Origin of the sequence: Pseudomonas sp. B26(2017) (genome assembly GCF_002113045.1) — a bacterium.
Lineage (GTDB): Bacteria > Pseudomonadota > Gammaproteobacteria > Pseudomonadales > Pseudomonadaceae > Aquipseudomonas.
In genome coordinates, this window is the sequence record NZ_NEJJ01000006.1 from 273,495 (window position 1) to 299,842 (window position 26,348).

25 protein-coding genes are annotated in these 26,348 nt (G+C 61.9%); 16 read left to right on the top strand and 9 right to left on the bottom strand.

Annotated elements, in window-relative coordinates; translation table 11 throughout:
* Positions 1-20: 20 nt before the first annotated feature.
* Positions 21-1,037 (top strand): hydrolase, encoded by a 1,017-nt coding sequence (locus CAF79_RS11550; RefSeq protein ID WP_256579264.1) that lies wholly within the window; start codon positions 21-23, stop codon positions 1,035-1,037.
* Between the two features lie 4 nt (positions 1,038-1,041).
* Positions 1,042-1,872, top strand: coding sequence for an AraC family transcriptional regulator (locus CAF79_RS11555; protein WP_085697867.1), 831 nt, complete (start codon positions 1,042-1,044; stop codon positions 1,870-1,872).
* A 4-nt stretch (positions 1,873-1,876) separates the two neighbouring features.
* Here the strand turns inward: CAF79_RS11555 and CAF79_RS11560 are convergent, their stop codons facing one another.
* Positions 1,877-2,731 carry a sulfurtransferase gene (locus CAF79_RS11560; RefSeq protein ID WP_085697868.1) on the bottom strand — a complete coding sequence of 285 codons (855 nt, stop codon included), beginning with the start codon at positions 2,729-2,731 and terminating at the stop codon, positions 1,877-1,879.
* Between the two features lie 28 nt (positions 2,732-2,759).
* On the bottom strand, positions 2,760-3,431 hold the full coding sequence (locus tag CAF79_RS11565) for a TetR/AcrR family transcriptional regulator (protein WP_085697869.1): 672 nt from the start codon (positions 3,429-3,431) through the stop codon (positions 2,760-2,762).
* 146 nt (positions 3,432-3,577) lie between these two features.
* Here CAF79_RS11565 and CAF79_RS11570 point away from each other — a divergent pair, with 146 nt between their 5' ends.
* From CAF79_RS11570 to CAF79_RS11590, 5 genes are all read left to right on the top strand, one after another.
* Positions 3,578-5,008 carry a coniferyl aldehyde dehydrogenase gene (locus CAF79_RS11570; RefSeq protein WP_085697870.1) on the top strand — a complete coding sequence of 477 codons (1,431 nt, stop codon included), beginning with the start codon at positions 3,578-3,580 and terminating at the stop codon, positions 5,006-5,008.
* Between the two features lie 24 nt (positions 5,009-5,032).
* On the top strand, positions 5,033-5,578 hold the full coding sequence (locus CAF79_RS11575; RefSeq protein WP_085697871.1) for a twin-arginine translocation pathway signal protein: 546 nt from the start codon (positions 5,033-5,035) through the stop codon (positions 5,576-5,578).
* A gap of 42 nt (positions 5,579-5,620) precedes the next feature.
* A complete protein-coding gene (locus CAF79_RS11580; protein WP_085697872.1) occupies positions 5,621-7,216 on the top strand; it encodes a GMC family oxidoreductase in 1,596 nt (531 codons plus the stop codon).
* A 115-nt stretch (positions 7,217-7,331) separates the two neighbouring features.
* Positions 7,332-7,811 carry a pantetheine-phosphate adenylyltransferase gene (gene coaD, locus CAF79_RS11585; RefSeq protein ID WP_007953414.1) on the top strand — a complete coding sequence of 160 codons (480 nt, stop codon included), beginning with the start codon at positions 7,332-7,334 and terminating at the stop codon, positions 7,809-7,811.
* A 102-nt stretch (positions 7,812-7,913) separates the two neighbouring features.
* Positions 7,914-8,165 carry a YfhL family 4Fe-4S dicluster ferredoxin gene (locus CAF79_RS11590; RefSeq protein ID WP_003195146.1) on the top strand — a complete coding sequence of 84 codons (252 nt, stop codon included), beginning with the start codon at positions 7,914-7,916 and terminating at the stop codon, positions 8,163-8,165.
* 38 nt (positions 8,166-8,203) lie between these two features.
* Here CAF79_RS11590 and CAF79_RS11595 read toward each other — a convergent pair whose 3' ends face one another.
* From CAF79_RS11595 to CAF79_RS11605, 3 genes are all read right to left on the bottom strand, one after another.
* Complete coding sequence (locus CAF79_RS11595) at positions 8,204-8,527, bottom strand: multidrug transporter (protein ID WP_085697873.1); 324 nt, start codon at positions 8,525-8,527, stop codon at positions 8,204-8,206.
* Positions 8,528-8,595: 68 nt separating this feature from the next.
* A complete protein-coding gene (mutM, locus tag CAF79_RS11600) occupies positions 8,596-9,408 on the bottom strand; it encodes a bifunctional DNA-formamidopyrimidine glycosylase/DNA-(apurinic or apyrimidinic site) lyase (RefSeq protein WP_085697874.1) in 813 nt (270 codons plus the stop codon).
* A gap of 28 nt (positions 9,409-9,436) precedes the next feature.
* A complete protein-coding gene (locus tag CAF79_RS11605; RefSeq protein ID WP_162130477.1) occupies positions 9,437-10,249 on the bottom strand; it encodes an HDOD domain-containing protein in 813 nt (270 codons plus the stop codon).
* Positions 10,250-10,477: 228 nt separating this feature from the next.
* On the opposite strand from CAF79_RS11605, the gene CAF79_RS11610 reads away from it, so the two are divergent.
* From CAF79_RS11610 to ilvD, 6 genes are all read left to right on the top strand, one after another.
* Positions 10,478-11,017 carry a type 1 glutamine amidotransferase domain-containing protein gene (locus CAF79_RS11610; RefSeq protein ID WP_085689565.1) on the top strand — a complete coding sequence of 180 codons (540 nt, stop codon included), beginning with the start codon at positions 10,478-10,480 and terminating at the stop codon, positions 11,015-11,017.
* Between the two features lie 124 nt (positions 11,018-11,141).
* The gene (locus tag CAF79_RS11615) at positions 11,142-12,338 is read left to right on the top strand and encodes a class I SAM-dependent rRNA methyltransferase (protein WP_085697875.1); all 1,197 of its coding nucleotides are present in this window, start codon (positions 11,142-11,144) and stop codon (positions 12,336-12,338) included.
* Between the two features lie 444 nt (positions 12,339-12,782).
* Positions 12,783-13,856, top strand: a complete 1,074-nt coding sequence (locus tag CAF79_RS11620) for a SagB family peptide dehydrogenase (protein WP_085697876.1) — start codon at positions 12,783-12,785, stop codon at positions 13,854-13,856.
* Positions 13,853-14,809 (top strand): diiron oxygenase, encoded by a 957-nt coding sequence (locus CAF79_RS11625; RefSeq protein WP_085697877.1) that lies wholly within the window; start codon positions 13,853-13,855, stop codon positions 14,807-14,809. The genes CAF79_RS11620 and CAF79_RS11625 overlap by 4 nt, the downstream gene beginning before the upstream one ends.
* Positions 14,802-16,019: an MFS transporter gene (locus CAF79_RS11630; RefSeq protein WP_085697878.1), complete on the top strand. Its 1,218-nt coding sequence runs from the start codon at positions 14,802-14,804 to the stop codon at positions 16,017-16,019. The genes CAF79_RS11625 and CAF79_RS11630 overlap by 8 nt, the downstream gene beginning before the upstream one ends.
* Positions 16,020-16,274: 255 nt before the next feature.
* Entirely contained in the window at positions 16,275-18,116 is a 1,842-nt protein-coding gene (gene ilvD / locus CAF79_RS11635) for a dihydroxy-acid dehydratase (RefSeq protein ID WP_064380052.1), read from the top strand.
* A gap of 192 nt (positions 18,117-18,308) precedes the next feature.
* Here ilvD and CAF79_RS11640 read toward each other — a convergent pair whose 3' ends face one another.
* Positions 18,309-19,370, bottom strand: coding sequence for a phosphorylcholine phosphatase (locus CAF79_RS11640; protein ID WP_085697879.1), 1,062 nt, complete (start codon positions 19,368-19,370; stop codon positions 18,309-18,311).
* A 240-nt stretch (positions 19,371-19,610) separates the two neighbouring features.
* Here CAF79_RS11640 and CAF79_RS11645 point away from each other — a divergent pair, with 240 nt between their 5' ends.
* Positions 19,611-21,002: an L-cystine transporter gene (locus CAF79_RS11645; protein ID WP_085697880.1), complete on the top strand. Its 1,392-nt coding sequence runs from the start codon at positions 19,611-19,613 to the stop codon at positions 21,000-21,002.
* Positions 21,003-21,144: 142 nt separating this feature from the next.
* Here the strand turns inward: CAF79_RS11645 and CAF79_RS11650 are convergent, their stop codons facing one another.
* The gene (locus CAF79_RS11650; RefSeq protein WP_085697881.1) at positions 21,145-21,657 is read right to left on the bottom strand and encodes a dihydrofolate reductase; all 513 of its coding nucleotides are present in this window, start codon (positions 21,655-21,657) and stop codon (positions 21,145-21,147) included.
* An 85-nt stretch (positions 21,658-21,742) separates the two neighbouring features.
* Between CAF79_RS11650 and CAF79_RS11655 the strand changes: the two genes are divergently transcribed.
* Together CAF79_RS11655 and CAF79_RS11660 are read left to right on the top strand one after the other, a co-directional pair.
* Positions 21,743-23,116, top strand: coding sequence for a DUF2868 domain-containing protein (locus CAF79_RS11655; RefSeq protein ID WP_085697882.1), 1,374 nt, complete (start codon positions 21,743-21,745; stop codon positions 23,114-23,116).
* The gene (locus tag CAF79_RS11660) at positions 23,109-24,485 is read left to right on the top strand and encodes a GTPase/DUF3482 domain-containing protein (protein ID WP_085697883.1); all 1,377 of its coding nucleotides are present in this window, start codon (positions 23,109-23,111) and stop codon (positions 24,483-24,485) included. The genes CAF79_RS11655 and CAF79_RS11660 overlap by 8 nt, the downstream gene beginning before the upstream one ends.
* A 129-nt stretch (positions 24,486-24,614) precedes the next feature.
* Here CAF79_RS11660 and CAF79_RS11665 read toward each other — a convergent pair whose 3' ends face one another.
* Both CAF79_RS11665 and CAF79_RS11670 read right to left on the bottom strand, forming a co-directional pair.
* Positions 24,615-25,172 (bottom strand): phosphonate degradation HD-domain oxygenase, encoded by a 558-nt coding sequence (locus CAF79_RS11665; protein ID WP_085697884.1) that lies wholly within the window; start codon positions 25,170-25,172, stop codon positions 24,615-24,617.
* Complete coding sequence (locus CAF79_RS11670) at positions 25,172-26,305, bottom strand: TIGR03364 family FAD-dependent oxidoreductase (protein WP_085697885.1); 1,134 nt, start codon at positions 26,303-26,305, stop codon at positions 25,172-25,174. Before CAF79_RS11670 ends, CAF79_RS11665 begins: the two co-directional genes overlap by 1 nt.
* Positions 26,306-26,348 lie beyond the last annotated feature (43 nt).

The window sequence follows — 26,348 nt, forward strand, 5'->3', positions numbered from 1 at the left end:
TGACACCGTCGAGATTTACCGTGCGCGCACTTCTTTCTCCTTCCGAACCAGGTTTTCTTTTCACACCCGCCTTCGGCCTTGGCAATCCGCACCTGCAAACCTTGTGGGGGCCGCTGTGGCGCAAGACCGTTCACCTTGACCGTCAGCGCGAACGGCTATGGCTGGAGGATGGCGACTTTCTCGACCTCGACTGGTACGGCCCGCACAGCGCCGAAGCGCCACTGGTGCTGGTGTTGCACGGGCTGACCGGCTCCTCCAATTCGCCTTATGTGGCCGGAATCCAGGCAGCGCTCGCCGCACAGGGCTGGGCCAGTGTTGCGCTGAACTGGCGCGGCTGCTCCGGCGAGCCGAACCTGTTGCCGCGCAGCTACCATTCCGGCGCCAGCGAAGACCTCGCCGAGACCATCCGCCATCTGAAAGCCAAGCGGCCACTGGCGCCGTTGTATGCGGTCGGCTATTCCCTCGGCGGCAATGTGCTGCTCAAGCATCTGGGGGAAACCGGCAGCGCCAGCGGCGTACTGGGTGCCGTGGCGGTGTCGGTGCCGTTTCGCCTCGATCAATGCGCCGACCGTATCGGCCAGGGTTTCTCCAAGGTCTATCAGGCGCACTTCATGCGCGAGATGGTGGCCTACATCAAGAACAAGCAGCGCCAGTTCCAGCACGACGGGCGCGAGGACGGTCTTGCCGCACTGGCCGCTCTCGGCTCGCTGGAAAACATGCGCACTTTCTGGGATTTCGATGGCCGGGTGACCGCGCCGCTGCACGGTTTCGTCGATGCCGAGGATTACTATCGCCGGGCATCGAGCCGTTACTTTCTTGGCGAGATTCGTACGCCGACCCTGATCATTCAGGCGGCGGACGATCCGTTCGTGTTTCCCCACAGTTTGCCTTCAGCCAGTGAGCTATCGAGCTCGACCGTGTTCGAATTGCAGAACAAGGGCGGGCATGTCGGCTTCGTCGACGGCACGCTCCGCCAGCCAGGCTATTACCTGGAACGACGGATTCCGCAGTGGCTGGCCGACGCGGGTCGCGGGTGAGGTCATGAGCGATCAGGGCGAGTCGATCCGTTTCTGGCAAGCCGCGCCTCTGGCCGGGGTCGAGCTGTTGACCGCGCGCTACATCGAGCAACGTTTCGCCCCGCACGTCCACGACGGTTATGTGATCGGCATGATCATGGCCGGTGCCCAGCGCTACCGTTATCGCGGCGCCGAACACCTGGCGGGCAGCGGCACGCTGGTGCTGATCAATCCGGATGAATTGCACACCGGCCACAAGGGCACCGAGGACGGCTGGCTGTACCGTGCGTTCTACCCGGACACCGGCAAGATTGTCTCGCTGCTTGAGGAACTGGAACTGCCGACCGCGCCGATGCCGGCCTTTGGCGCAACGCTGTATCGCGACCCGGATCTGGTCACCGGCTTCAGTCAGTTGCACCGCTTGCTGGAAAGCCCCGCCACCGCGCTGCAACAGCAAACGGTGTGGCGCGAAATGATGATGCGGCTGTTGCAGCGTCACGCGGCGGTGCACATCAACGGCAACCCCGGCAAGGAGCATCGCGCGGTGGCGATGGCCAAGGAGTTGCTGCACGCGCAACTGGCGGCGCCGCCCTCGCTGGAAGAACTGGCGGCGGCCGTGAACCTGTCACCCTTCCACTTCGCCCGGGTGTTCCGCCGCGCCACCGGCATGCCGCCGCACAGCTGGCTGATGCAGCAGCGGATCGCCTGTGCGCGGGGCTTACTGCAGAGCGGCTGCGTGCCGGTGGAAGTCGCCGCGCAGCTGGGATTTGCCGACCAGAGCCATCTGAGCCGGCAGTTCAAACAGGTTTATGGTGTGGGGCCGGCGGCCTATCGCAGCGCGCGGCTGGGTCGCTGAGCGCTTATTCGCCCGTCGCGATACCGCGCGACGGCTCGTTGATCCACTCGCTCCACGATCCGGCATACAGCGAACCCAACGGGTAACCCGCCAGACACAGGGCGAACAGGTTGTGACACGCTGTCACCCCGGAGCCGCAGTAAGCCACCAGATCGGCCGGCGAACGCTCGCCGAGTTTCGCGGCGAAACGCTGCTTGAGCTGATCGGCCGGCAGGAAACGCCCGTCGCTGCCCAGATTGTCGGTGAACGCCGCGCACTGCGCGCCGGGAATGTGCCCGGCGATCGGGTCGATCGGTTCCACTTCACCCTTGAAGCGCGGCAACGCGCGGGCATCGAGCAGGGTCAGGGCCGGTTGGCCGAGGCGCTGCTGCAATTGCTCGGCGCTGAGCAGCAGGTTCATGTCCGGCTGGCCGCTGAAGTTGCCGCGGACCGCTGACGGTGGATCGAGGCTCAGCGGCAGCCCCGCCGCATGCCAGGCCTTGAGCCCGCCATCGAGAATGAACACGCCGTCGCGCTTGCCCAGCCACGCCAGCAACCACCAGGCCCGCGCCGCATAGGCGCCCGGGCCGTCGTCATACAGAACCACGTCACTGTCGTTGTTGATGCCGAAGGCTTGCAGGCGATCAATAAGCGCCGTCGGCTCCGGCAGCGGATGGCGACCGGTCACGCCTTTGGTCACCGGGCCGCTGAGGTCCCGCTCAAGATCGGCGAAATGTGCCCCGGCAATGTGCCCCTCGGCGTAGCTGCGCTGGCCGTAATCCGGGTCTTCGAGGGCAAAACGGCAATCGAGAATCACCAGCCCCGGCTGCGCCTTGCGGGCATCCAGGGCGGTCGGGCTGATCAGTTGCGCAATCGGCATAGCGAACGACTCCAGTGAGGAAATGGAATTACGGTCTCTCTTCGAGGGCCTGGGCCAGCGGCACGTAGAACTCTTCGAACAAGGCGTTGACCTCATCGCGGGCCTGCTCGGTGACGAACCCCGCTTCCAGCACCAGCACCTGATACACGCCACGTTTAATGGCCTGTTCGCTGAGGTGATTGGAATTTTCTCGGGTCGTGCACAGGAAGCGCACCCACGAGGTGAGGATGATCCATGCGTTGAGGGTCAGGGATTCGATCTGCACCCGGTCCATCTTCAGGATCCCGGCGGCAACGAAGCCTTCGTAGATCGCCGCGCCCTGGATCACGCAGCGCTGGGAGAAGCGCCGGTAACGCTCGGCCAGATCCGGATCGCTGTCGAGCAGATGCTCGAGATCGCGGTGCAGGAAACGGTAGCGCCACATCGCCGACAGCAATTCCTTGAGATAGAAACGCTTGTCTTCGACCGTCGCGGCCCGGCCCTGGGGCGGACGCAGGAAGCTGTCCACCAGGCTTTCGTACTCACTGAACAGCACGGCGATGATCGCCTGCTTGTTGGGGAAGTGGTAGTACAGATTGCCCGGAGAAATCTCCATGTGGGCGGCGATGTGATTGGTGCTGATGCTGCGCTCGCCCTGCTGATTGAACAGCTCGAGGCTGTTCTGCACGATGCGCTCGCTGGTTTTGATCCGTGGGGCCATGGCTTGAGCTTTAATTCAGAGTGCGTTGGGGGGCATCTTACGACCTAACCGGAACCGGATAAAACCAGGATGCGCAAGGAAGCCATTTGACTTTCTAGAGCATAGACTCTAAAAAGTTCGTCACAACAACATCTCCGGAGCTGACAATGACTGCCGATATTGCCTACCTGCAAACGCTGCAACAGCCGCTGGAAGAGCTCAATCGGCTGTTCGATGCGCAGCGTGCCGCCTACGCCGCCAACCCGATGCCGCCGGCGGCCCAGCGTCAGCAATGGCTCAAGGCCCTGCGCGATTTGTTGAGCAGCGAGCGGCAGGCCCTGATCGACGCCATCAGCTCCGACTTCAGCCACCGCAGCGCCGATGAAACCCTGCTCGCCGAACTGATGCCGAGCCTGCACGGCATTCACTACGCCAGCCGGCACATCAGCCAGTGGATGAAACCTTCGCGGCGCAAAGTCGGCGTCGCCTTCCAGCCGGCATCGGCGAAAGTCGTGTACCAGCCGCTTGGAGTGGTGGGCGTCATCGTGCCGTGGAACTACCCGCTGTTTCTGGCCATCGGCCCGTTGACCGGCGCCCTCGCGGCCGGTAATCGGGTGATGCTGAAACTCAGCGAATCGACCCCGGCCACCGGCCTGCTGCTCAAGCAACTGCTGGCGCGAATCTTCCCCGAGGATCTGGTGTGCGTGGTGCTCGGCGAGGCCGATGTCGGCGTGGCGTTTTCGAAGATGCGCTTCGATCACCTGCTGTTCACCGGCTCCACCAGCGTCGGCAGGCACGTGATGCGCGCGGCGGCAGAAAACCTGACCCCGGTGACGCTGGAGCTGGGCGGCAAATCCCCGGCCATCGTCTCCCACGACGTGCCGCTCAAGGACGCCGCCGAACGCATCGCCTTCGGCAAGACCCTCAACGCCGGCCAGACCTGCGTGGCCCCGGATTACGTGCTGGTGCCGGAAGCGAGCATCGGCGGTTTCGTCGAAGCCTATCGCCAGGCCGTACGCGGGTTTTATCCGACACTCGCCGACAATCCGGACTACACCGCCATCATCAACGAGCGCCAACTGGCGCGACTGAACAGCTACCTCAGCGACGCCACCAGCAAGGGCGCGCTGCTGATTCCGCTGTTCGAGCAGGGCCAGGGCCGGCGCATGCCGCACAGCCTGCTGCTGAATGTCAGCGACGAGATGACGGTGATGCAGGACGAAATCTTCGGCCCGCTGTTGCCGATCGTGCCGTATCAGGATCTGGATCAGGCATTTGCTTACATCAATCAGCGGCCACGTCCTCTGGCTCTTTACTACTTCGGCTACGACAAACGCGAACAGAAGCGCGTGCTCAGCGAAACCCATTCCGGCGGCGTCTGCCTCAACGACACGCTGCTGCATGTGGCGCAGGACGACATGCCGTTCGGTGGCATCGGCCCGTCGGGCATGGGGCATTACCACGGGCACGAAGGTTTCCTGACGTTCAGCAAGGCCAAGGGCGTGCTGGTCAAACAACGTTTCAACGCGGCGAAACTGATCTACCCGCCCTACGGCAAATCCATTCAGAAACTGATCCAGAAACTGTTCATTCGCTAACGTCACCGCCGGGTAATAACAACAATGCACCCAAGCCTGACCGAAACACCTGCCCTCTCGCGCCGTGGCCTGCTGAAATTCAGCCTGGGCGCCACGGCGTTCCTCGCCACCGCCGGGCTTGGTGCCAGCCTCAGCGGCTGTTCATCGAGCGTATCGGCCCACGGATTCACCACGCTGCGCAGCGGTGACCTGCTGTTTCTGCGCGCGCTGATTCCGGTAATGCTCGATGGCGCCGTCGCGGTGGAAAAGATGCCCGCCGCTGTCGATGGAACCCTGAAGTCGCTGGATTACAGCCTCGATCACCTGTCGCCGGAAATGCTCAAGCTCACCCGGCAACTGTTCGATGTGCTGGGCATGGCGGTGACGCGCGGGCCATTGACCGGAATCTGGGGCAGTTGGGAAAACGCCAGCCCCGAGGCGATCCGCCATTTCCTCGATCGCTGGGAAAACAGCTCGCTGAGCCTGCTGCGCATGGGCCACAGCTCATTGCTGCAAATGGTGATGATGGCCTGGTACACCCGCGCCGAATCCTGGGCCCATTGCGGTTACCCCGGCCCGCCCGCCGTTTGAGCCTGGCGCCCCACGCAAAACAATAATAAGAGAACCTGATCGATGCCCGTACCCGACCCGTTTCGCGAAGGCCTTGCCCGTGGCTGGAAAACCTACAACGGCGCGCAACTCAGCGATGACCTGACCCTGGAAACCGATGTCGCCATCATCGGCAGCGGCGCCGGCGGCGGTACCACGGCGGAAATCCTCAGTGCCGCCGGCTACAAAGTGCTGTTGATCGAAGAGGGTCCGCTCAAGACCAGCAGCGATTTCAAACTGCTGGAAGACCAGGCCTACAGCAGCCTCTATCAGGAAGGCATCGGCCGCATGAGCAAGGACGGCGCGATTACCATCCTTCAGGGCCGCGCGGTTGGCGGCACCACCCTGATCAACTGGACATCGAGCTTTCGCACGCCGGAGCCGACCCTCGAACACTGGGCCAAAGAACACAACGTCAAAGGCCACAGCCCCGCCGACATAGCACCGTGGTTCGAGAAAATGGAGCAGCGCCTCGGCGTCGCCTCGTGGAGGGTGCCGCCCAACGCCAACAACGACGTGATCCGCAAAGGCTGCGAACAGCTCGGCTACAGCTGGCACGTGATTCCGCGCAACGTGCGCGGCTGCTGGAACCTCGGTTACTGCGGCATGGGCTGCCCGACCAATGCCAAGCAGTCGATGATGGTCACGACCATTCCGGCAACCCTGGAAAAGGGCGGCGAACTGCTCTATCTGGCCCGGGCCGAAAAACTGTTGATCAACGGCGACAAGGTCACCGGGCTGCAGTGCGTGGCGATGGACGAACGCTGCGTCGAGCCGACCGGACGCACGATCACCGTCAAGGCGCGGCATTACGTGCTGGCCGGCGGCGGGATCAACAGCCCGGCACTGCTGATGCGTTCGGATGCACCGGATCCGCACAAACGCCTGGGCAAGCGCACCTTCCTGCATCTGGTGAACATGTCTGCCGGGCGTTTCGACGAGGTGATAAACCCGTTCTACGGTGCGCCGCAGTCGATCTATTCAGATCATTTCCAGTGGAAGGACGGCACCACCGGCCCGATGGCTTACAAGCTTGAAGTGCCGCCGCTGCACCCGGCGCTGGCTGCCACATTGCTCGGCGGGTTCGGTCAGGAAAGTGCGCAACACATGGCGGACCTGCCGCACACCCACGCGATGCTGGCCCTGCTGCGAGACGGTTTTCACCCGGACAGCCAGGGCGGCAGCGTCGAGCTGCGCGGTGACGGCTCGCCGGTACTCGACTATCAGGTTTCGCCTTACGCCTGGGAGGGTTTGCGTCGCTCCTTCCACAGCATGGCCGAGATCCAGTTCGCCGGCGGCGCCAAAGCAGTGATGCCGATGCACGCTGATGCGCGCTACGTGAACAGCCTGGCCGAGGCCCGCTCGTTGATCGACAGCCTGAGTCTGCAGTTGTATCGCACCCGCCTGGGCAGTGCCCACGTCATGGGCGGCTGCGCGATGGGCGAAGACCCGAAAACCGCCGTCACCGACAGCCTCGGCCGCCATCATCAACTGCGCAATCTGTCGATTCACGACGGCTCGCTGTTCCCCACAAGCATCGGCGCCAACCCGCAGTTGTCGGTGTATGGTCTGACGGCGCAACTGGCGACATCCCTCGGCGAACGGCTGAGAAACCCGTGAAAAAGACGAAAATTCCGATCGTCTATAGTGCTTTCTTACCCAACAGGCGACTTTCCCGACCGGGACGGCTGCGATACCATCCGACTCCCCAACGGATTCCCGCCAGGACGACGCGATGAACCGAGTGTTGTACCCAGGTACCTTCGACCCTATTACCAAGGGCCATGGCGATCTGGTCGAACGCGCCTCGCGCCTGTTCGACCACGTGATCATCGCCGTCGCCGCCAGCCCCAAAAAGAATCCGCTGTTCCCGCTGGAACAACGGGTCGAGCTGGCCCGCGAGGTCACCAAACACCTGCCGAACGTGGAAGTGGTCGGCTTCTCGACGCTGCTGGCGCATTTTGCCAAAGAGCAGAACGCCAACGTGTTCCTGCGTGGCCTGCGCGCGGTGTCGGACTTCGAATACGAATTCCAGCTGGCCAACATGAACCGCCAGTTGGCCCCGGATGTGGAGAGCCTGTTTCTCACCCCGTCCGAGCGTTATTCGTTCATTTCCTCGACCCTGGTGCGGGAAATCGCGGCCCTGGGCGGCGATATCAGCAAGTTCGTTCATCCGGCGGTGGCCGAAGCCCTGACCCTGCGCTTCAAGAAGTAACGACCGTTCAAACGGCGCCCGCGTGCACTACGGGCGCCAATGCGGCACAATTGCGCGCATTGATTCATAGCGCCCGGGCTCCCCGCCCCGGCTGGAGTTAGCATGTCCCTGATCATCACCGACGATTGCATCAACTGCGACGTCTGCGAACCCGAGTGTCCGAACGCCGCCATTTCTCAAGGCGAAGAGATCTACGTGATCGACCCGAACCTGTGCACCCAGTGCGTCGGCCACTACGACGAGCCACAGTGCCAGCAGGTCTGCCCGGTGGATTGCATTCCACTGGACGAAGCCCATCCGGAGACTGAAGAACAGTTGATGGAGAAGTACCGCAAGATCACCGGCAAGGCCTGAGTTTCTGACCGTGATCGCAGCAGCAGGCTGCGATCACGTCATTCACGCTGTTCGAATCCCTCTCCAGTGCAGCCCAGGCAACGCACGAACGCCGCTTTCGCCGGCGCCACCACCAGCGCCTCTCCCGCATCGCCAATCCCGCCACCCAGCGCGGTGAACGGCAACGACACAACGAACGCCCCGGCACCGATCACCGTCGCCACCACCAGTAACGGACGGGCAATCAGCAGATCGCCGAGCATGGCGTAGGCCGGTGGATTCTGGATGGCGTAACGAGGATCGCCGCTGCCGCCTTCCGCGGCCTGAATGGTCAGGCTGAAGCACAGCAGCAGGGCGACGATGAGGGTTTGCAAGGACTTCATGGCACGATCCTTCGGGCTGAACAGTGAGACAACTCACTATAGACCGTAGGCGTTTTTCGGACGCCCTGTCAGCTTTGGCAGCGCGGACACCAGACGCTGGCGCGCTGGCCGAGCTTCATTTCCCGCAAGCCTGTGCCGCAGATCTTGCAGTGCTCGCCACCGCGACCGTAAACAAACAGTTCCTGCTGGAAATACCCCGGCTGCCCGTCGCCACCGATGAAATCACGCAACGTGGTGCCGCCGCGCTCGATGGCAGCAGCGAGGATGCGCTTGATCTCGATCGCCAGCTTCAAATACCGCGCCCGGGAAATGCCTTTGGCTTCACGGCGCGGATCGATACCGGCGGCGAACAGTGCTTCGGTCGCGTAGATATTGCCGACCCCCACCACCACCGCGTTATCCATGATGAACGGTTTGACCGCCATCGAGCGCCCGCGCGACAGCTGATACAACCGCTCGCCATCGAACAGATCGGTCAACGGCTCAGGGCCCAGACGGATCAGCAACTCGTGATTGAGCGGGTCATTGCTCCACAGCATCGCGCCGAAACGTCGCGGATCGGTGTAGCGCAAGGCCAGTCCGGAATCCAGTTCGATATCGACATGCTCATGCTTGGCCGCCGGCATCCCGACCTCAACCAGCCGCAAGTTGCCGGACATGCCCAAGTGGCTGATCAGCGTACCGGCCTCGGCGTTGATCAGCAGATACTTGGCGCGTCGCTCGACCAGCACGATGCGCTGCCCGGACAGCCGCACATCGAGGTCTTCGGGAATCGGCCAGCGCAGCCGCCGGTCCCGCACGATCACCCGGCTGACGCGCTGGCCTTCCAGGTGCGGGGCGATGCCGCGACGGGTGGTTTCGACTTCCGGCAGTTCAGGCATGGATTCCTCGAATCATCAGCTTCTCTAATCAGTGCGCGCCAAGTTCGCGGATCGTCTGCTTCAACGTTTCGAAGTCGTAATCCGAGAGGCCGATGTACTCAAGCACCAGCGGCCCGACAGCCTGCCATTCGAAGTCTTCGGTCTGGTTGCCCAGCACCCGGTACGACGCACAGATGTGCTCGGCCATCTTCAGGATCGCCAGCAGGTTCTTCATCTGACTGTTGCGCGAGGTCTCGTCGCTGAAGATCGCCAGGGCATTGTGGTGGTTGGCGATGGCCGCGCTGACATGTTCCGGCAGGCGCCAGGACTTGGCGGTGTAATAACCGACCACCGAGTGATTGGTGTTGTAGACATCGTTCTCGGTATCCACGACCCGGCGCTCGGCACTCGCGTTGGCGTAGGCCTTTTCGAGCGTCGTCATGTAATCCGGGAATCGCTGAAGCATCAGCGGTACGCCGCAGTCATGGAACAGGCCCAACGCGTACGCCTCGTCGCTCGCCTCGGTGCCGACGCGCTTGGCCAGGGTCAGGCAGGTCATGGCCACGTCCTGGGCGGTGTCCCAGAAACGATTGAGGGTGACGATGGTGTCATCGTTCATCTCGCCCTTGATCGACATGGCGTTGATCAGATTGACGATCGAACGGCTGCCCAACAGGTTCACCGCGCGCTTGATCGAAGTAATCTTGTTGCTCAGGCCGTAATACGGCGAATTAACGATTTTCAGCAGCGAGCCGGAAAGGCCGGGATCCTGGGAGATCAGCTTGGCGATCGTCTCCAGGTCCGGGTCGGGCATGTATTGCTCCATTTGCAGATCCACCATGATCTGCGGCTGCGCGGGCACGCTGATGCCTTGCAGGGACTGTTGAATCTGTTCGGTGGTCAGCTCTTGGGACATAAGTACACACTCTGGGACAGGCGGCGATTCTAACCTCTAAAAACCGCCGCACGACACACCAGTGGGCAATTCGCAGGAACTTTCACTTTTGCCCGGCCTTCGGAATCTGTAGTGCCCGGAACAGTTCTCGATCTGTCCCCGGGCTGTAATCCCAACAGACTCAGGAGCTTAACGATGGCAAATTCTCTCGGCAGCAAGCGCGTCGCTTTTCTGGTAACCGATGGTTTCGAGCAAGTTGAACTGACCGGTCCCAAAAACGCACTCGAGCAGGCTGGAGCGCAGGTTGACATCCTCTCTGCCGAAACCGGCAGCGTCAAAGGCTGGAACCACGATAAACCTGCGGACGATTTCAAGGTCGACCAGACTTTCCAGGGCGCAAGCATCGATCAGTACGACGCCGTGGTGCTCCCGGGCGGCGTGCAGAACTCTGACACCATCCGCATCGACCAGGACGCGCAACATCTGGTCAAGACCGGTGCCTCCGCCGGCAAACCGATCGCGGTGATCTGTCACGGCAGCTGGCTGTTGATTTCGGCCGGGCTGGTCAATGGCAAGACCATGACCAGCTACAAGACCGTCAAGGACGATCTGGTCAACGCGGGGGTGAACTGGGTCGATCAGGAAGTCGTAAAAGACGGCAACCTGATCAGCAGCCGCCAACCGGACGATATTCCGGCATTCAGCAAAGCGCTGATTGACGCGCTGTCGGCATAGAGCACAGGCGGGTGGACACGGGGGTGGGCCTGCTTGTAACGAGGCCCGCCGCGTTTCATCGCACGCCAAACCCGGCATAAGGCGCAACACGGTATACTCCCGCTCTTTTTTCCGGAGCGACGTCATGTCCCTGCCTAGCTTGCGCCTCAAAGCCAACGCCGACCGTCGCCTGCGCGCCGGTCACTTGTGGATCTACAGCAACGAAATCGACGTGGCCGCGACCCCGTTGCACGGCTTCAAGGCCGGCGACCAGGCGATCCTCGAAGCCGCCGGCGGCAAGCCGCTGGGCATCGTTGCCATGAGCCCGAACAACCTGATCTGCGCCCGCCTGCTGTCGCGCGACATCAAGCTGCCGCTGGACAAGTCGCTGCTGGTGCATCGCCTCAACGTGGCCCTGTCGCTGCGCGAGCGCCTGTTCGACAAACCGTTCTATCGTCTGGTCTACGGCGATTCCGACCTGCTGCCGGGTCTGGTGGTCGACCGTTTCGGCGACATCCTCGTGGTGCAACTCGCTTCGGCGACCATGGAAGCCCATAAAGATGACGTGATCGCGGCGCTGACCCAAGTGCTCAAGCCAAGCGGCATCCTGTTCAAGAACGACTCCGCTGCCCGCGATGCCGAAGGCCTCGAGCGTTACACCGAAACCGTTTTCGGCGTGGTGCCGGAGTGGGTAGCACTGGAAGAGAACGGCGTGAAATTCGAAGCACCCGTCGTTCAAGGTCAGAAAACCGGCTGGTTCTACGATCACCGCATGAACCGCGCCCGCCTGGCCCCTTACGCCAAGGGCAAGCGCGTGCTGGACCTGTACAGCTACATCGGTGGCTGGGGCGTGCAAGCCGCCGCATTCGGCGCCAGCGAAGTGTTCTGCGTCGACGCATCGGGCTTCGCCCTCGACGGCGTTGAGCGCAACGCCGCACTGAACGGTTTCGCCGACAAGATGACCTGCATCGAAGGCGACGTCTTCGAAGCCCTGAAGGAACTCAAGGCCGGCGAAGAGCGCTTTGACGTGATCGTTGCCGACCCGCCTGCGTTCATCAAACGCAAGAAAGACCTGAAAAACGGTGAAGGCGCCTACCGTCGCCTGAACGAGCAAGCCATGCGACTGCTCAACAAGGACGGCATCCTGTTCAGCGCTTCGTGCTCGATGCACCTGCCGGAAGACGATCTGCAGAACATCCTGCTGACCAGCGCCCGTCACCTGGACCGCAACATCCAGCTGCTGGAGCGCGGCGCTCAGGGCCCGGATCATCCGGTACACCCGGCCATCCCGGAAACCCGCTACATCAAGAGCATCACCTGCCGCCTGCTGCCGAACAGCTGACAGATCCACGGCATTGACGCTATCGAAAGGGGAGCCCACGGGCTCCCCTTCTTTTTGTCTTTGATTTTGCTTTCCTACATTTATATTCCTACCAACGTGCAGGATATTTCCGCAAATACTTTATTTACTGAAATTTAACTTACACAATCAGTTCCAGCCAAAGATCACTCCGACAAAATTACTGGATTATTCCTACTTAATATTTGCTTGCGATTAATCCATTACAAACTATTATTAAGTCGTCACCACGGAGGTGACACCAACTAATCCAAGTAACAATGAACAAGGAGTTCAATCATGAAAGCAATCACTCTGGAATCCCGCACCCTCGCAAACCTGGCTTTTCTGGTCGCACCTAAAGCCCGTTAAATAAGGTGGGCGCTGGGTATAGCCGGCTACCCAGCGCCTCTGACAAAGCAACTATCCAGAGCAGCGTGTCACAACATGCATATAAACCCTTATTTATTCATACTGCCGCGAACTCCCGGCCAGATAGTCTGGAATTACAGAGACCATACTCAACATGAACTTGATCTTGAGTATTCCTCCCGACTGGCGCAACTTATTCACAACCCCGACTTATATGACAGCAGCAACATAATAGATACACAGCTATTAAATGCCGGAATACTGACTTCTTCAAAAATCTCCGCCCCTGCCTGGGGCTGGGATGAACTGTCCATGATCTACCATATCGGGACTCGGGATATTCCTTGCGAACATACTCCCCGAAATATTCAGGAATGGTCCAGGCAATACCTCGAACACTGCAACACGGTGCTCGCCACTCCAGCGCCACACGACATGCCTGTGGATATCGGTCCGAACGCACTCATCGCCCTGCCCGAGCCGCTGGCATTGAATGACGACAGCCTGTCGAATTCGCTGACCCGGCGAAAGACCTGCCGATCCTTCACCGGCGCCGCCGTGTCGCTGGACGATGTCGGCACCTTGCTTTATCTGTCACTTGGTTACCTGCGAGAACGCGACGCCGATCGCGACGACAGCATCGCCGATGGACTTGGCGCGCGACGCAGCAGCCCTTCCGGCGGCGGCCTCAATGCCTGCGCCGGGTTCGTGCTGGTAAAGAACGTCGACGGACTGGCGCCCGGCGTGTATGCCTACCACCCCACCGAACATGCCCTGAGCTTCATCAACCCTTTGCCCGATACCGCGCCCGGCAATCTGCTGGGAGGCCAGCACTTCATCAACAACCTGCCATTGGGGCTGTTCATCACCGCCCGTTTTGACCGGCTCTGGTGGAAATACCCGCATTCGCGTGCCTATCGAATGGCATTCGTCGAAGCCGGGCACCTTTCGCAGACGTTTCAACTGGTGGCCACGGCCCTGGGCATGAACACCTGGCTCACGGGCGCGTTTTCCGATGATCAGGTCGAAACGTTGCTGCAACTCGAGAACAGTGCGGAGCAACCCTTGTTTTTCGTCGGTTGCGGGGAAAGCGACGGTCAGGCGATGTGTCAGGAAATGCGCGACCTGCTGCGTGAGGCACAACCATGAACGCCCTCGCCCCGGCACCGGTTTTCCAGTTCACCCTGAGTGACTGGAACACCCGCGCCTCGGTCCGCACCAGCCCTCACGATTACCGCTTGCCGGACAACGTGCAGGAACAACTGGAGACCCGGCACTGGTTTCCGCCGACATTCCTGCCCTACCTGGCCCACCCGGCCATCAAGGCAGCGGGCCGTTCGATGCTGCATCGGCTTACGGCCCGACATCTGGTGCATTTTCTCGACTACACCACATTGCTCGAACACCGGATCGTCAATCGCGCTGTCGAAACCATCGTCCACGAAGAACTGCCGGTCGCGGTGCCGGCGCCGATGAAAACCGCCGCACTGCAGCTCTATACCGACGAGGGCTATCACGCTCTGTTTTCCAGTCAGGTGGCGGAGCAGATCGCCAGCCTCTACGCCATCACCGGGCGCCCGGTCATGCCCGGACGGATCACCCGGATGAACCTGCTGATCGCACGCACTGGGCAGGAGCACCAGCCGCTGGCGCGCTTTCTTCTGGGTTTCGTCTCGGAAACCATCATTGCCCGTGAACTGCTGGATGTCTGCCGCGACAGCCTGGTGTCCGGCGTCAACGATATGTTGCGCGATCACCTTACCGACGAAGCGCGCCACAGCCGCTATTTCACCGAAGTGTTCCACTACCTCTGGTTGCACCTGGACCCGCGACAGCGAACGTTCACCGCAACGACCTTGCTCGACATTCTGGAAATCTTCTTCGAAGTGGATGAGCACTGGCTGCAGGAAAGCCTCTGTGGCGAGGGCATTGCCGACACCACGGTGATGGACATTCTCGGCACGATGACTACAGCGCAGGCCATTCGACAGCGAGCACGCTCCGGCAGCCTCGCCACGATAAGCGCATTGAAGAAAGCCGGATTTTTCGCCGAACCTCAAAACCAGACACTTTTTGCCAGGGCGGGACTGATCGATGGATGACGGACAATCTGTGGTGACCGGACGTCAGCGGCGCGGAGCTGTCAGTCTTTTGCTGGCGATGGTGTTGCTCGGCGTCTTTCCGCTGGATGTCCTGCTGCCTTCGTTCCCGGCACTGGCCGAACACTTTCACCGCACCCCGGCGGACATCGCCCTGTCGATCAGCCTGTTCGCCGTCGGTATCGCCTTCGCCCAGTTGCTGATCGGGCCGCTGTCGGATGTGATCGGACGCAAAGGCCTGCTGCTCGCCGGCATGAGCGTTTCTATGCTCGGCGCCCTCGGGTGCGTGATGACCTCGGACTATTCGCTGTTTCTGACGTTCCGGGTGGTGCAGGCGCTGGGGTGCGGTTGCTTCGTGCTGTCCCAGGCGCTGGTGCAGGATCTGTTCGAAGGCGAAGAACGCGATCGCCTGCGGATCCTGATGGTCACCGCCGGCGGGATATTCATCTCGGTATCGCCGCTGGCAGGCACCTTTCTTCAGGCGACACTGGGTTGGCGCGGCAGCTTCTGGGTGTTCATCGGCTTATCCGCCGCAGTGCTGCTCAAGGCCTGGCTGCTTCTGGAAAACACCCGACCGACCGCCAGTGACACACGTACGAACTTCTTCATGGCCTATCGACGGGTTCTGGGAGATTTCGACTTCGTCGGCTACTGGCTGATTTCAGCGTTTGCATTCGCCTGCCACTTTTCATTCATCGTGATCTCGCCGCTGATCTTCATGGATCGGCTGCAACTTTCCGCTTACGAATTTTCGTTGATCCTGCTGATCTACGGTGCGGCTTACGTCACCGGGGGTATCCTCGCCAGCCTGTTGAGCAGACGCCTCAACAGCGACCAGCAGATGGTCGTCGGCCTGAGCCTGATCCTGTCCGCGGGCCTGAGCATGCTTTACCTGTCATCAAGCTTTGCACTGGCTCCGGCGACCGTGCTGATCCCGATGCTGATCTGTACCGCCGGCACTACCATTGCACGGCCGGCGGCCACTTCCCGGGCCATGAGCCTGTTTCCGGAAAACGCCGGCACCTCGGCCTCGGCCGGCAGCACGATCATTTTCATCTGCGGCGGCATGATCAGTGCCTTGATCAGCCTGAGCCCGGCCAACCTGCAATCCACGCTCGGCTACAGCTTCGTGATACTCAGCGGGGTAGCACTGGCATTGAACGTCCGGATCAGTCGGCGCAACGATCTCGTGGGGCGACCGGACAGCGATTAACCTTGCCGGTCGTCATCCCGAACGCTTCGTCAGCACTGGAACAACGCTTTGCGCCATTCCCTCCTGACGCCAGCGGTGTAGAATCGCGAGATTCATCGCCATTCATCCCCGGCGGGTTTATGAGCTCAGGCTGAGACCAGCGGCGATCCCGCAACGTCATCGGCAACATCAGAACACACGGCCATTTCTGAGTGTTCCAGACGTCAATAGAAGCTCACTCCCTTTTGATACCTGATTAGCCGCCCGGAGTGCTCCATGCCAGATTACCGCTCGAAAACATCCACCCACGGCCGCAACATGGCCGGCGCCCGCGCACTGTGGCGCGCCACCGGGATGAAAGATGACGACTTCAAGAAGCCGATCATCGCCATTGCCAACTCCTTCACCCAGTTCGTACCGGGCCACGTTCACCTGAAGGACCTGGGCCAGCTGGTTGCTCGCGAGATCGAACGCGCTGGCGGCGTCGCGAAAGAATTCAACACCATCGCCGTGGACGACGGCATCGCCATGGGTCACGACGGCATGCTCTATTCGCTGCCGAGCCGCGAGATCATCGCCGACTCCGTCGAGTACATGGTCAACGCCCACTGCGCCGACGCCATCGTCTGCATCTCGAACTGCGACAAGATCACCCCGGGCATGCTGATGGCTGCGCTGCGCCTGAACATACCGGTGATCTTCGTCTCCGGCGGTCCGATGGAAGCCGGCAAGACCAAACTGGCCAGCCACGGTCTCGACCTTGTCGACGCCATGGTGATCGCCGCCGACTCCAGCGCTTCTGACGAGAAGGTTGCCGAGTACGAGCGCAGCGCCTGCCCGACCTGCGGTTCGTGCTCCGGCATGTTCACCGCCAACTCGATGAACTGCCTGACCGAAGCCCTGGGCCTTGCATTGCCGGGCAACGGTTCGACCCTGGCCACCCACAGCGATCGCGAACAGCTGTTCCTGCAGGCCGGCCGCACCATCGTCGAACTGTGCAAACGCTACTACGGCGAGAACGACGAATCGGTTCTGCCGCGCAACATTGCCAACTTCAAGGCGTTCGAGAACGCGATGATGCTCGACATCGCCATGGGTGGTTCGACCAACACCATCCTGCACTTGCTGGCCGCCGCCCAGGAAGCCGAGATCGACTTCGACCTGCGTGACATCGATCGTCTGTCGCGCAAGGTGCCGCAACTGTGCAAGGTCGCACCGAACATCCAGAAGTACCACATGGAAGACGTGCATCGCGCTGGCGGCATTTTCAGCATCCTCGGTTCGCTGGCCCGTGGCGGCCTGCTGCACACCGACTTGCCGACCGTGCACAGCCGCAGCATGGAAGAAGCCATCGCCAAGTGGGACATCACCCAGACCGACGATGAAGCCGTGCACCACTTCTTCAAGGCAGGCCCGGCCGGCATTCCGACGCAAACCGCGTTCAGCCAGTCGACCCGTTGGGAAACCCTGGACGACGACCGTGAAAACGGCTGCATCCGCAGCTTCGAACACGCCTATTCGAAAGAAGGCGGCCTGGCCGTGCTGTACGGCAACATCGCCCTGGATGGCTGCGTGGTGAAAACCGCCGGCGTCGATGAGTCGATCCACGTCTTCGAAGGCAACGCGAAGATTTTTGAAAGCCAGGACAGCGCCGTGCGCGGCATCCTCGCCGACGAAGTGAAGGAAGGCGACATCGTCATCATTCGCTACGAAGGCCCGAAAGGCGGCCCAGGCATGCAGGAAATGCTCTACCCGACCTCGTACCTGAAATCCAAAGGCCTGGGCAAAGCCTGCGCCCTGCTGACCGACGGCCGTTTCTCCGGCGGTACTTCCGGCCTGTCCATCGGCCACGCTTCGCCAGAAGCTGCGGCCGGCGGCGCGATCGGTCTGGTGCAGGACGGTGACAAGGTGCTGATCGACATTCCAAACCGCTCGATCAACCTGTTGATCAGCGACGAAGAACTGGCGGCACGCCGGGTCGAGCAGGACAAGAAAGGCTGGAAACCGGTCGAGAAGCGTCCACGCAAAGTGACCACGGCCCTCAAGGCCTACGCCCTGCTGGCGACCAGCGCCGACAAAGGCGCGGTGCGCAACAAGGCGATGCTCGACGGACTGTGATGCTTAACCGTCGTGCATAAAAATGCCCCGCCAAGTGCGGGGCATTTTTTTGCCTTCAGTTTGATCGTTCCCACGCTCTGCGTGGGTATGCAGCCCGTGACGCTCTGCGTCACTGGACGCGGAGCGTCCCGGTAGGCATTCCCATGCGGACGGTTCGACGCCTCGACGTGGGAACGATCATCGTAGAAAGGTTTACTGGATTTCTTCCGGCTTCACGATCACCCAGTTCTTGTCCGCCGTCACCGGCAAACCTTCTTTCGCCTGGGCCGCTGCGTGCTTGGCCATCATGCCGTTGAGCTGGGTCATGTACTTGTCCTTGCGGTTGATCCACAGGTGAATACCGCCCTTGGCCACGTCCACATCGTGGAACAGCATGTAGCCGTCGCTGGTCGGCGTGTCGCCACCCACCAGGACCGGTTTTTTCCACTCGTCGATGTAGGTCAGGATCGCCGCGTGCTTGCCGGCCATCCAGGTCGCCGGTGTCCACAGGTACGGAGTCAGTTCGAGGCCGAGGTTGGCCTTCTCGTCATACTTGCCGGCGGTGATCTGCTTGCGCGCGGTGGTCAGTTCGCCGGTCTCGCGGTTCTTCAGCAACGTGGTCACGCCGATCACGTTCTGCGGTTTGACGTTGTAACCGTACTTCGGATCGGCCGCGACCATGCGCACCAGTTCTTCGGAGGCGGCGGTCATCACGTAGACCTCGATGCCGTTTTCCATCAACTTGTTGTACAGCTCTTTCTGGCCGGTGAAGATCTTCGGCGGGTTCACATCCAGATTCTTGACCACATCACCTTCGTAATAGGTCGTCGGCACCGGTTTGCCTGAGGCCATCAACTCATCGACATAGCCCTTGAGTTCCTTGAGGGTGAAACCGGAAAACACCTGCGCGACCCATGGATAGCAAACCATGTCGTCAACTTCGCAGAGGCGGTAGTAGTAGCTGAACAGGCTTTCCTTGTGGTCGGCGGTGTCCTTGAACGGCAGCAGTTTCAGGGAAGGGTCGAGCTTGTCGCGGGTGATCAGGCCCTTGTTTTCCATGAACGGCAACAACGACTCTTCGAGGTCGTAGCGGTAACTGGTGTTGTCCATGTCGAACACCGCGTAGTTACCCTTGTTGGCATTGGCGGCGATCATCGCGTCCAGTGCCTTGGCCTGATCCGCCGGCCAGTGTTTCAGGTCGGTGGCGAATGCCTGAGTGACCAGGCCCATTCCCACAGTCAGTGCGACAGCCAGAAATTTCGGTGCAAACTTCATTGGCGCTTCTCCCTGGGTCAAAGAAATCGACGCTAACAAATAAATGTGACAGTCCCCGTCTGTCAGCGACCATCCGCGTCCGTTTCGCGCCAGTTGCATCTCCGTGAGCGACACCCGCTTATTCCAAAACCGACGGACGACCTTTGATTTCGGTATTAAATCATTGGAAATCAAACTGTTAGGCTTGCCGGTTCGCAACAGCCCCGGAAGGTTGTTGGCACAGTCTTTTCTGGAGTTCTCATGAATCTGCCCCTGATTCTCAACTTGCTGGTGTTCCTTGCCCTGCTCTTCGGCCTGGCGCAAACCCGTCACACCACGTGGAGCCTGGCGAAAAAAGTCCTGCTCGCGCTGGTGCTGGGCGTGGCATTCGGCGTCGCGCTGCACACGATCTACGGTGCCGGCAACCCGGTGCTGAAAGCCTCGATCGGCTGGTTCGACCTGGTCGGCAACGGTTACGTGCAACTGCTGCAAATGATCGTGATCCCGCTGGTGTTTGCCTCGATCCTCAGCGCCGTGGCCCGTCTGCACAACGCTTCGTCGCTGGGCAAGATCAGCTTCCTGACCATCGGCACGCTGCTGTTCACCACCGCCATTGCCGCGCTGATCGGCATCGGCCTGACCAACCTGTTCGGCCTGACCGCTGAAGGCCTGGTCGCCGGGACGCAGGAAATGGCCCGCCTGCAAACCATTCAGACCGACTACGCCGGCAAGGTCGCCGACCTGAATGTGCCGCAATTGCTGCTGTCGTTCATCCCGCAGAACCCGTTCGCCGACCTGGCCCGAGCCAAGCCGACCTCGATCATCAGCGTGGTGATCTTCGCCGCGTTCATGGGGGTTGCCGCGCTGCAACTGCTCAAGGATGACGTCGAGAAAGGTCAAAAAGTGATCAACGCCATCGACACCCTGCAAGCCTGGGTGATGCGCCTGGTGCGTCTGGTGATGAAGCTGACCCCGTACGGCGTACTGGCGTTGATGACCAAAGTGGTGGCCGGTTCCAACCTGCAAGACATCATCAAGCTCGGCAGTTTCGTCGTGGTGTCGTACCTCGGTCTGGGCCTGATGTTTGTGGTGCACGGCCTGCTGGTGTCGGCGGCCGGGATCAACCCGCTGCGTTTCTTCCGCAAGATCTGGCCGGTGCTGACCTTCGCCTTCACCAGCCGCTCCAGCGCGGCGAGCATTCCACTGAGCATCGAAGCGCAGACCCGTCGTCTGGGCATTCCGCAATCGGTGGCAAGTTTCGCCGCTTCGTTCGGCGCGACCATCGGCCAGAACGGTTGCGCCGGTCTGTACCCGGCGATGCTGGCGGTGATGGTTGCGCCAACCGTCGGCATCAACCCGCTGGATCCGCTGTGGATCGCGACGCTGGTGGCGATTGTTACCTTGAGTTCGGCCGGTGTGGCGGGCGTGGGGGGCGGTGCGACCTTCGCCGCGCTGATCGTGCTGCCGGCCATGGGCTTGCCGGTTTCGCTGGTGGCGTTGCTGATTTCGGTCGAGCCGCTGATCGACATGGGTCGCACGGCGCTGAACGTGAGTGGTTCGATCACCGCCGGTGCGATTACCAGCCAGGTGATGCAGCAGACCGACAAGGCCCTGCTGGATGCCGATGAGCATGCGGAACTGGCTCAGGCTTGATTGACGTTGTGGCGAGGGAGCGTGCTCCCTCGCTGATCGTTCCCACGCTCCGCGTGGGAATGCAGCCCGTGACGCTCTGCGTCACTGGACGCGGAGCGTCCCTAGAGGCATTCCCACGCAGGAGCGTGGGAACGATCGAGATTCAGGCTTTTTCCCAGACTTCGAAGTTGTAAGCCGGTTTGTCGCCTTCAGCCGGATTCGGCACGTTCGACACCCGCTTCCACTGGTTCAGATCGAACTCCGGAAACCACGCATCGCCTTCCGGGCTCAGTGCCACACGGGTCAGATACAGACGATCCGCCTGCGCCAGTCCCTGCGCATACAGTTGCGCCCCGCCAATCAGCATCAACTCATCGACGCCCTGCTCTTTCGCCCAAGCTTCGGCGCGAACCACGGCGGCTTCCAGCGATGGATAGACTTCCGCGCCCTCCAGCACCAGATCCTGCTGACGGCTGACTACGATGTTCAAACGGCCCGGCAATGGACGACCGAGGGAGTCCCAGGTCTTGCGACCCATGATGATCGGCTTGCCGAGCGTCGTGGCCTTGAAGTATTTGAAGTCCCCCGGCAAGTGCCAGGGCATGCTGTTGTCGACGCCGATCACGCGGTTTTCACCGAGGGCTGCGATCAGGCTGAGGGGGAGAGATTTAGTCATGCCGGCGAGGATACCAGAGCCGCGCTTACCCCGATAAGCGCCACAGCGGTTATGCTCACGGCTCAATCAAGCAACGGGATGCCGCGTGACTGAACTGACTCCACTGCAAAACCTCTGGCTCACCGAAACCGTGCGCCTGCGCGAAGAACACGCAGGCCCGCTGGACGATCCGGAAGCCAATCGCCTGGCCCGCGCGGCCGGCGGCGATCTGCCCGGACGCATTCAACGCCGCGCCCTGTGGCTGGCCGAGCGCGATGGCCTGACCTCGGCGCTCAAGCGCTGGCTGCAAGGCGCGCGCCTGGCGCTGGTGTTGTTGGCGATCTTCGCGGTACTGAGCGGCGCCGGCCTGGCCTTCGCCGCACTGGGCCAGACGCCGGTCAATGTGTTCTGGGCGCTGGGCAGTCTGCTCGGGCTGAACCTGATCCTGCTGTTGAGCTGGGCGCTGGGGCTGATCTTCGCTGGCGAACATGGCGCCACTCTCGGCCGCTTGTGGCTGTGGCTCAGTGAAAAACTCGCTCGCGACGCCAAGGCTGCGCAACTGGCGCCGGCCCTGCTGCTGATGCTGCAACGCCGGAAACTCAATCGCTGGGCGCTCGGCACGCTGGTCAATGGCCTGTGGTTGCTGGCAATGCTCAGCGCGCTGGTTTTGCTGCTGACGCTGATGGCGACCCGGCGCTACGGCTTCGTCTGGGAAACCACGATTCTCAGCGCCGACACGTTCATCAACATGACTCAGGCCCTCGGCGCCTTGCCGGCGCTGCTGGGCTTTAACGTGCCCACGGTCGAAATGATCCGCGCCAGCGGTGACACCGCGCTGAACATCGAAAGCGCCCGTCAGGCCTGGGCGACCTGGCTGGTCGGCGTGCTGGTGGTGTACGGCGTGCTGCCGCGTCTGCTGTTGGCGCTGTTCTGCTTCTGGCGTTGGAACAGCGGCAAGGCTGCGCTGCGTCTGGACCTGAACCTGCCCGGATACGCCCAGTTGCGCGAACGCCTGATGCCGACCAGCGAACGTCTCGGCATCACCGATCCCGAGCCTGCGCAATTGCACCGCATCGAAAGCACCGTCGGCGAACACGCCAGCGATGGCGCGTTACTCGTGGCCATCGAACTCGATGATCAACACCCATGGCCGCCGACGCTGCCGAAAAACGTCAGCAACGCCGGCATCCTCGACAGCCGTGAATCGCGCAACAAACTGCTCGAACAACTCAGCCGCTTCCCGCCGGCGCGCCTGGCGATTGCCTGCGACCCAAGGCGTTCGCCGGATCGCGGCAGCCTGGCGCTGATTGCCGAGTTGGCGCGCAATGCCGCCGCCACCCGCGTCTGGCTGATGCAGGCGCCGCAAGGACAAGCGCTGGACGCCGAACGCCTCGGCGACTGGCACGTGGCTCTGCAACAACTCGAACTGCCGTTTGCCGATTGCGCCCCGTTGAACTGGCTGGAGCACGGACATGACTGATGCCTGGAAAGCGCCGCTGAAACTGGCGGTAGTCGGCCACACCAACGTCGGCAAGACTTCACTGTTGCGCACCCTGACCCGCGATGTCGGCTTCGGCGAAGTCTCCCATCGCCCAAGCACCACGCGGCATGTCGAAGGCGCGCGGCTGTCGGTGGATGGCGAGCCGTTGCTCGACCTCTACGACACGCCGGGCCTGGAAGACGCCATCGCCCTGCTGGATTTTCTCGAGCGCCTGGAACGCCCCGGCGAACGCCTCGACGGCCCGGCGCGATTGGCGCGGTTTCTCGACGGCAGCGAAGCGCGACAGCGTTTCGAACAGGAAGCCAAAGTGCTGCGGCAACTGCTCGCCTCCGATGCCGGCCTGTACGTGATCGACGCCCGCGAACCGGTGCTGGCCAAATACCGCGACGAACTGGAAGTACTGGCCAGTTGCGGCAAGCCGTTGCTGCCGGTGCTGAATTTCGTCAGCAGCGCCAACCACCGCGAGCCGGACTGGCGCGAAGCACTGGCGCGTCTCGGCCTGCATGCGCTGGTGCGTTTCGACAGCGTCGCCCCGCCCGAGGATGGCGAGCGGCGGCTATATGAAAGCCTCGCCCTGTTGCTGGAAAACGCCCGCCCACAACTTGAACGCCTGATCGCCGATCAACAGGCCCAGCGCCTCGCCCGCGAGCAAAGCGCCGCACGCCTGATTGCCGAATTGCTGATTGACTGCGCCGCGTGCCGACGCAGTGTGGCGAGCAACGCCGAACAGGAACAACAAGCCATCAGCGAATTGCGCAAAGCCGTGCGTCAGCGCGAACAACGCTGCGTCGAAGCGCTGCTCAAGCTCTACGCCTTCCGCCCACAGGACGCTGCCGCGAGTGATCTGCCGTTGCTCGACGGGCGCTGGGGCGATGACCTGTTCAACCCGGAAACCCTCAAGCAGCTCGGCGTGCGGGTCGGCGGCGGAATTGCCGCCGGTGCCGCAGCCGGTGCGGGTGTGGATCTGCTGGTCGGCGGCATTACGCTCGGCGCTGCCGCTCTGGCCGGTGCCATTGCCGGTGGCGCCCTGCAAACCGCCCGCAGCTATGGCAATCGCCTGCTCGGCAAGATTAAAGGCCAGCGAGAACTGACGGTCGACGATAACGTGCTGCGCCTGTTGGCCCTGCGTCAGCGGCAATTGCTGCAAGCGCTGAACGCCCGAGGCCATGCGGCGCTGGACAGCATTCAGGTGGCAACACCGCAGGACAAGACCTGGCGCGAAGGCAAGTTGCCGGAGGCGCTGAACAAGGCGCGGGCGCATCCGCAGTGGTCTTCGCTGAACCCGCATCCGAAGCTGAATCAGACGGAGCGGCAGGAAGAGATTGAGTCTTTGGCCACAGAGCTGTAGTGCCTGATCCGCCGTCTTCGCGAGCTTGCTCGCTCCCAAAGTTACTTTGAGCGTTCACAGGATTTGTGTTTACCAAAGATCTTTGTGAGAGCGAGCAAGCTCGCGAATGCAGCAGCCCGGTCCAAAGACTTACACAGCAAGCAACCGCGCTGCCTTGCCCTTCAGCACGCCCAGATCCATCACCGGCACGGCCATTTCCTTCGCCAGCTCATCCCACTGGCGCATCCGCAGGCTGACGGCACACAACGGATCCTGCTCGAACGCATCGGCTTCAGCCTCGGTCATCACCCCGCCCTGATAGTCCAGGGTGCGGCGACTGGCTTCGCTCAAGCGCTCGTAATAGCCCGACTCCCTGAGCGTCAGATAGCGCTTGGCCTGGACGTGATACTCGACCAGCCGCGCCAGGCGCTCGCTGAATCCGGCCTCGCGCAAATAATCCGCGCCGAGGCGTTCGTGGCTGACCACGCCGTAACCACCCATGTTCTCCGCACCTTCGGCACACAAATGGCCGATGTCGTGGAAGAACGCGGCGAGTACCACTTCGTCGTCGAAGCCTTCGGCGATGGCCAGTTGCGCCGCCTGGGACATGTGTTCGATCTGCGATACCGGTTCGCCGATGTAGTCGCTGGCGCCGAAGCGCTCATAGAGGCCGAACACCCGGTCGATGACTTGCTCGTGACTCAACATCAGTTCTCTCCCAAAAGCTGTGCGACATTGCGCTCGGCCATGGCCGGGCCGACGCTCATACCGACGCCGCTGTGCATCAGCGCCACACTCAGCCCCGGCGCCGGGCGCAGGAACGAAAACGGCCCCGGCCCCCGGGAACCATAGACACCCTGCCAGCGCTCGACCACTTGCACATTGCAACCGAGAGTCTGCTCGGCCAGTTCGAGCATCCAGTTGTCCACCTGCTCGGCGTTGAACGGCGACGGATCGCTGCCGTAATGGTGCGAATCGCCGATGATCAGCTCACCATAGGGCGTCGGGCTGATCAAAAGGTGGATGCCGTTTTCCTGCAGGTGCGGTTGTTCGCGCAGGATTTGCGCCTGCACCGCCGACGCTTCCGGCAAGTCAGCGAAGGCGCCGTAGTGCACGCAGCTGAGGCCGGTGAGCAAAGCGTGTTGCAAGTTCAGGTCAATCTGCGGCCGAGCGCGAAGCATTTGCAGGCGGCAGATTTGCGGGTCGAGGGCGGCAATCGGTTCGGCCAGCAAGGTCTGATAATCATGGCCGGAGCAGACGATGATCTGCTCGGCGGTGAAGGTGCCGGCCGTACTGTGCAGGCGTCCCGGTTCGACGTCGCGCACCAGCGTCGAGAAGTGAAACCCGACGTTGAGTTCGCGGCGCAGGTATTGGATCAGCGCCGGAATCGCTTCCCGGGAATACAGTTGTTGATCGTCCATCCCGTGCAGCGCGGCGCGGTGATGGCTGAACTGGCCGCCATACAGATCGCGCAGCGCGGCACCGCGTAGCAGCTCGACGCGGTAGTCGTGCTCGACGGCGCGCCCGGCGCAGAAGGCTTCGAGCAAGTGTTCTTCGGCCTCGGTGCGGGCGAACAGGTACGAGCCGTTGCGCTTGAGTTGCAGGCCGGCGAGCTGCGCCCACTGGCCCCAGATTTCGCGGCTGGCCTTGGCCAGCTCCAGCATCGGGCCCGGTGGCTGGCCGGTGACCAGCGCCTGGCCGAAGTTGCGTACCGAGGCGCCGAGAGGCGTGGCGGTGCGCTCGAAAACCGTGACCCTGAGACCGCGCCGGGCGGCGGCGTAAGCGTGGGACAGGCCCAGGATGCCGGCGCCGACGATCAGCAAGTCTTTGTGTTGTGTCATGCAGCCCCCAATAATCGTTCTCGCGTCCAGGCGCTTCTCGTTC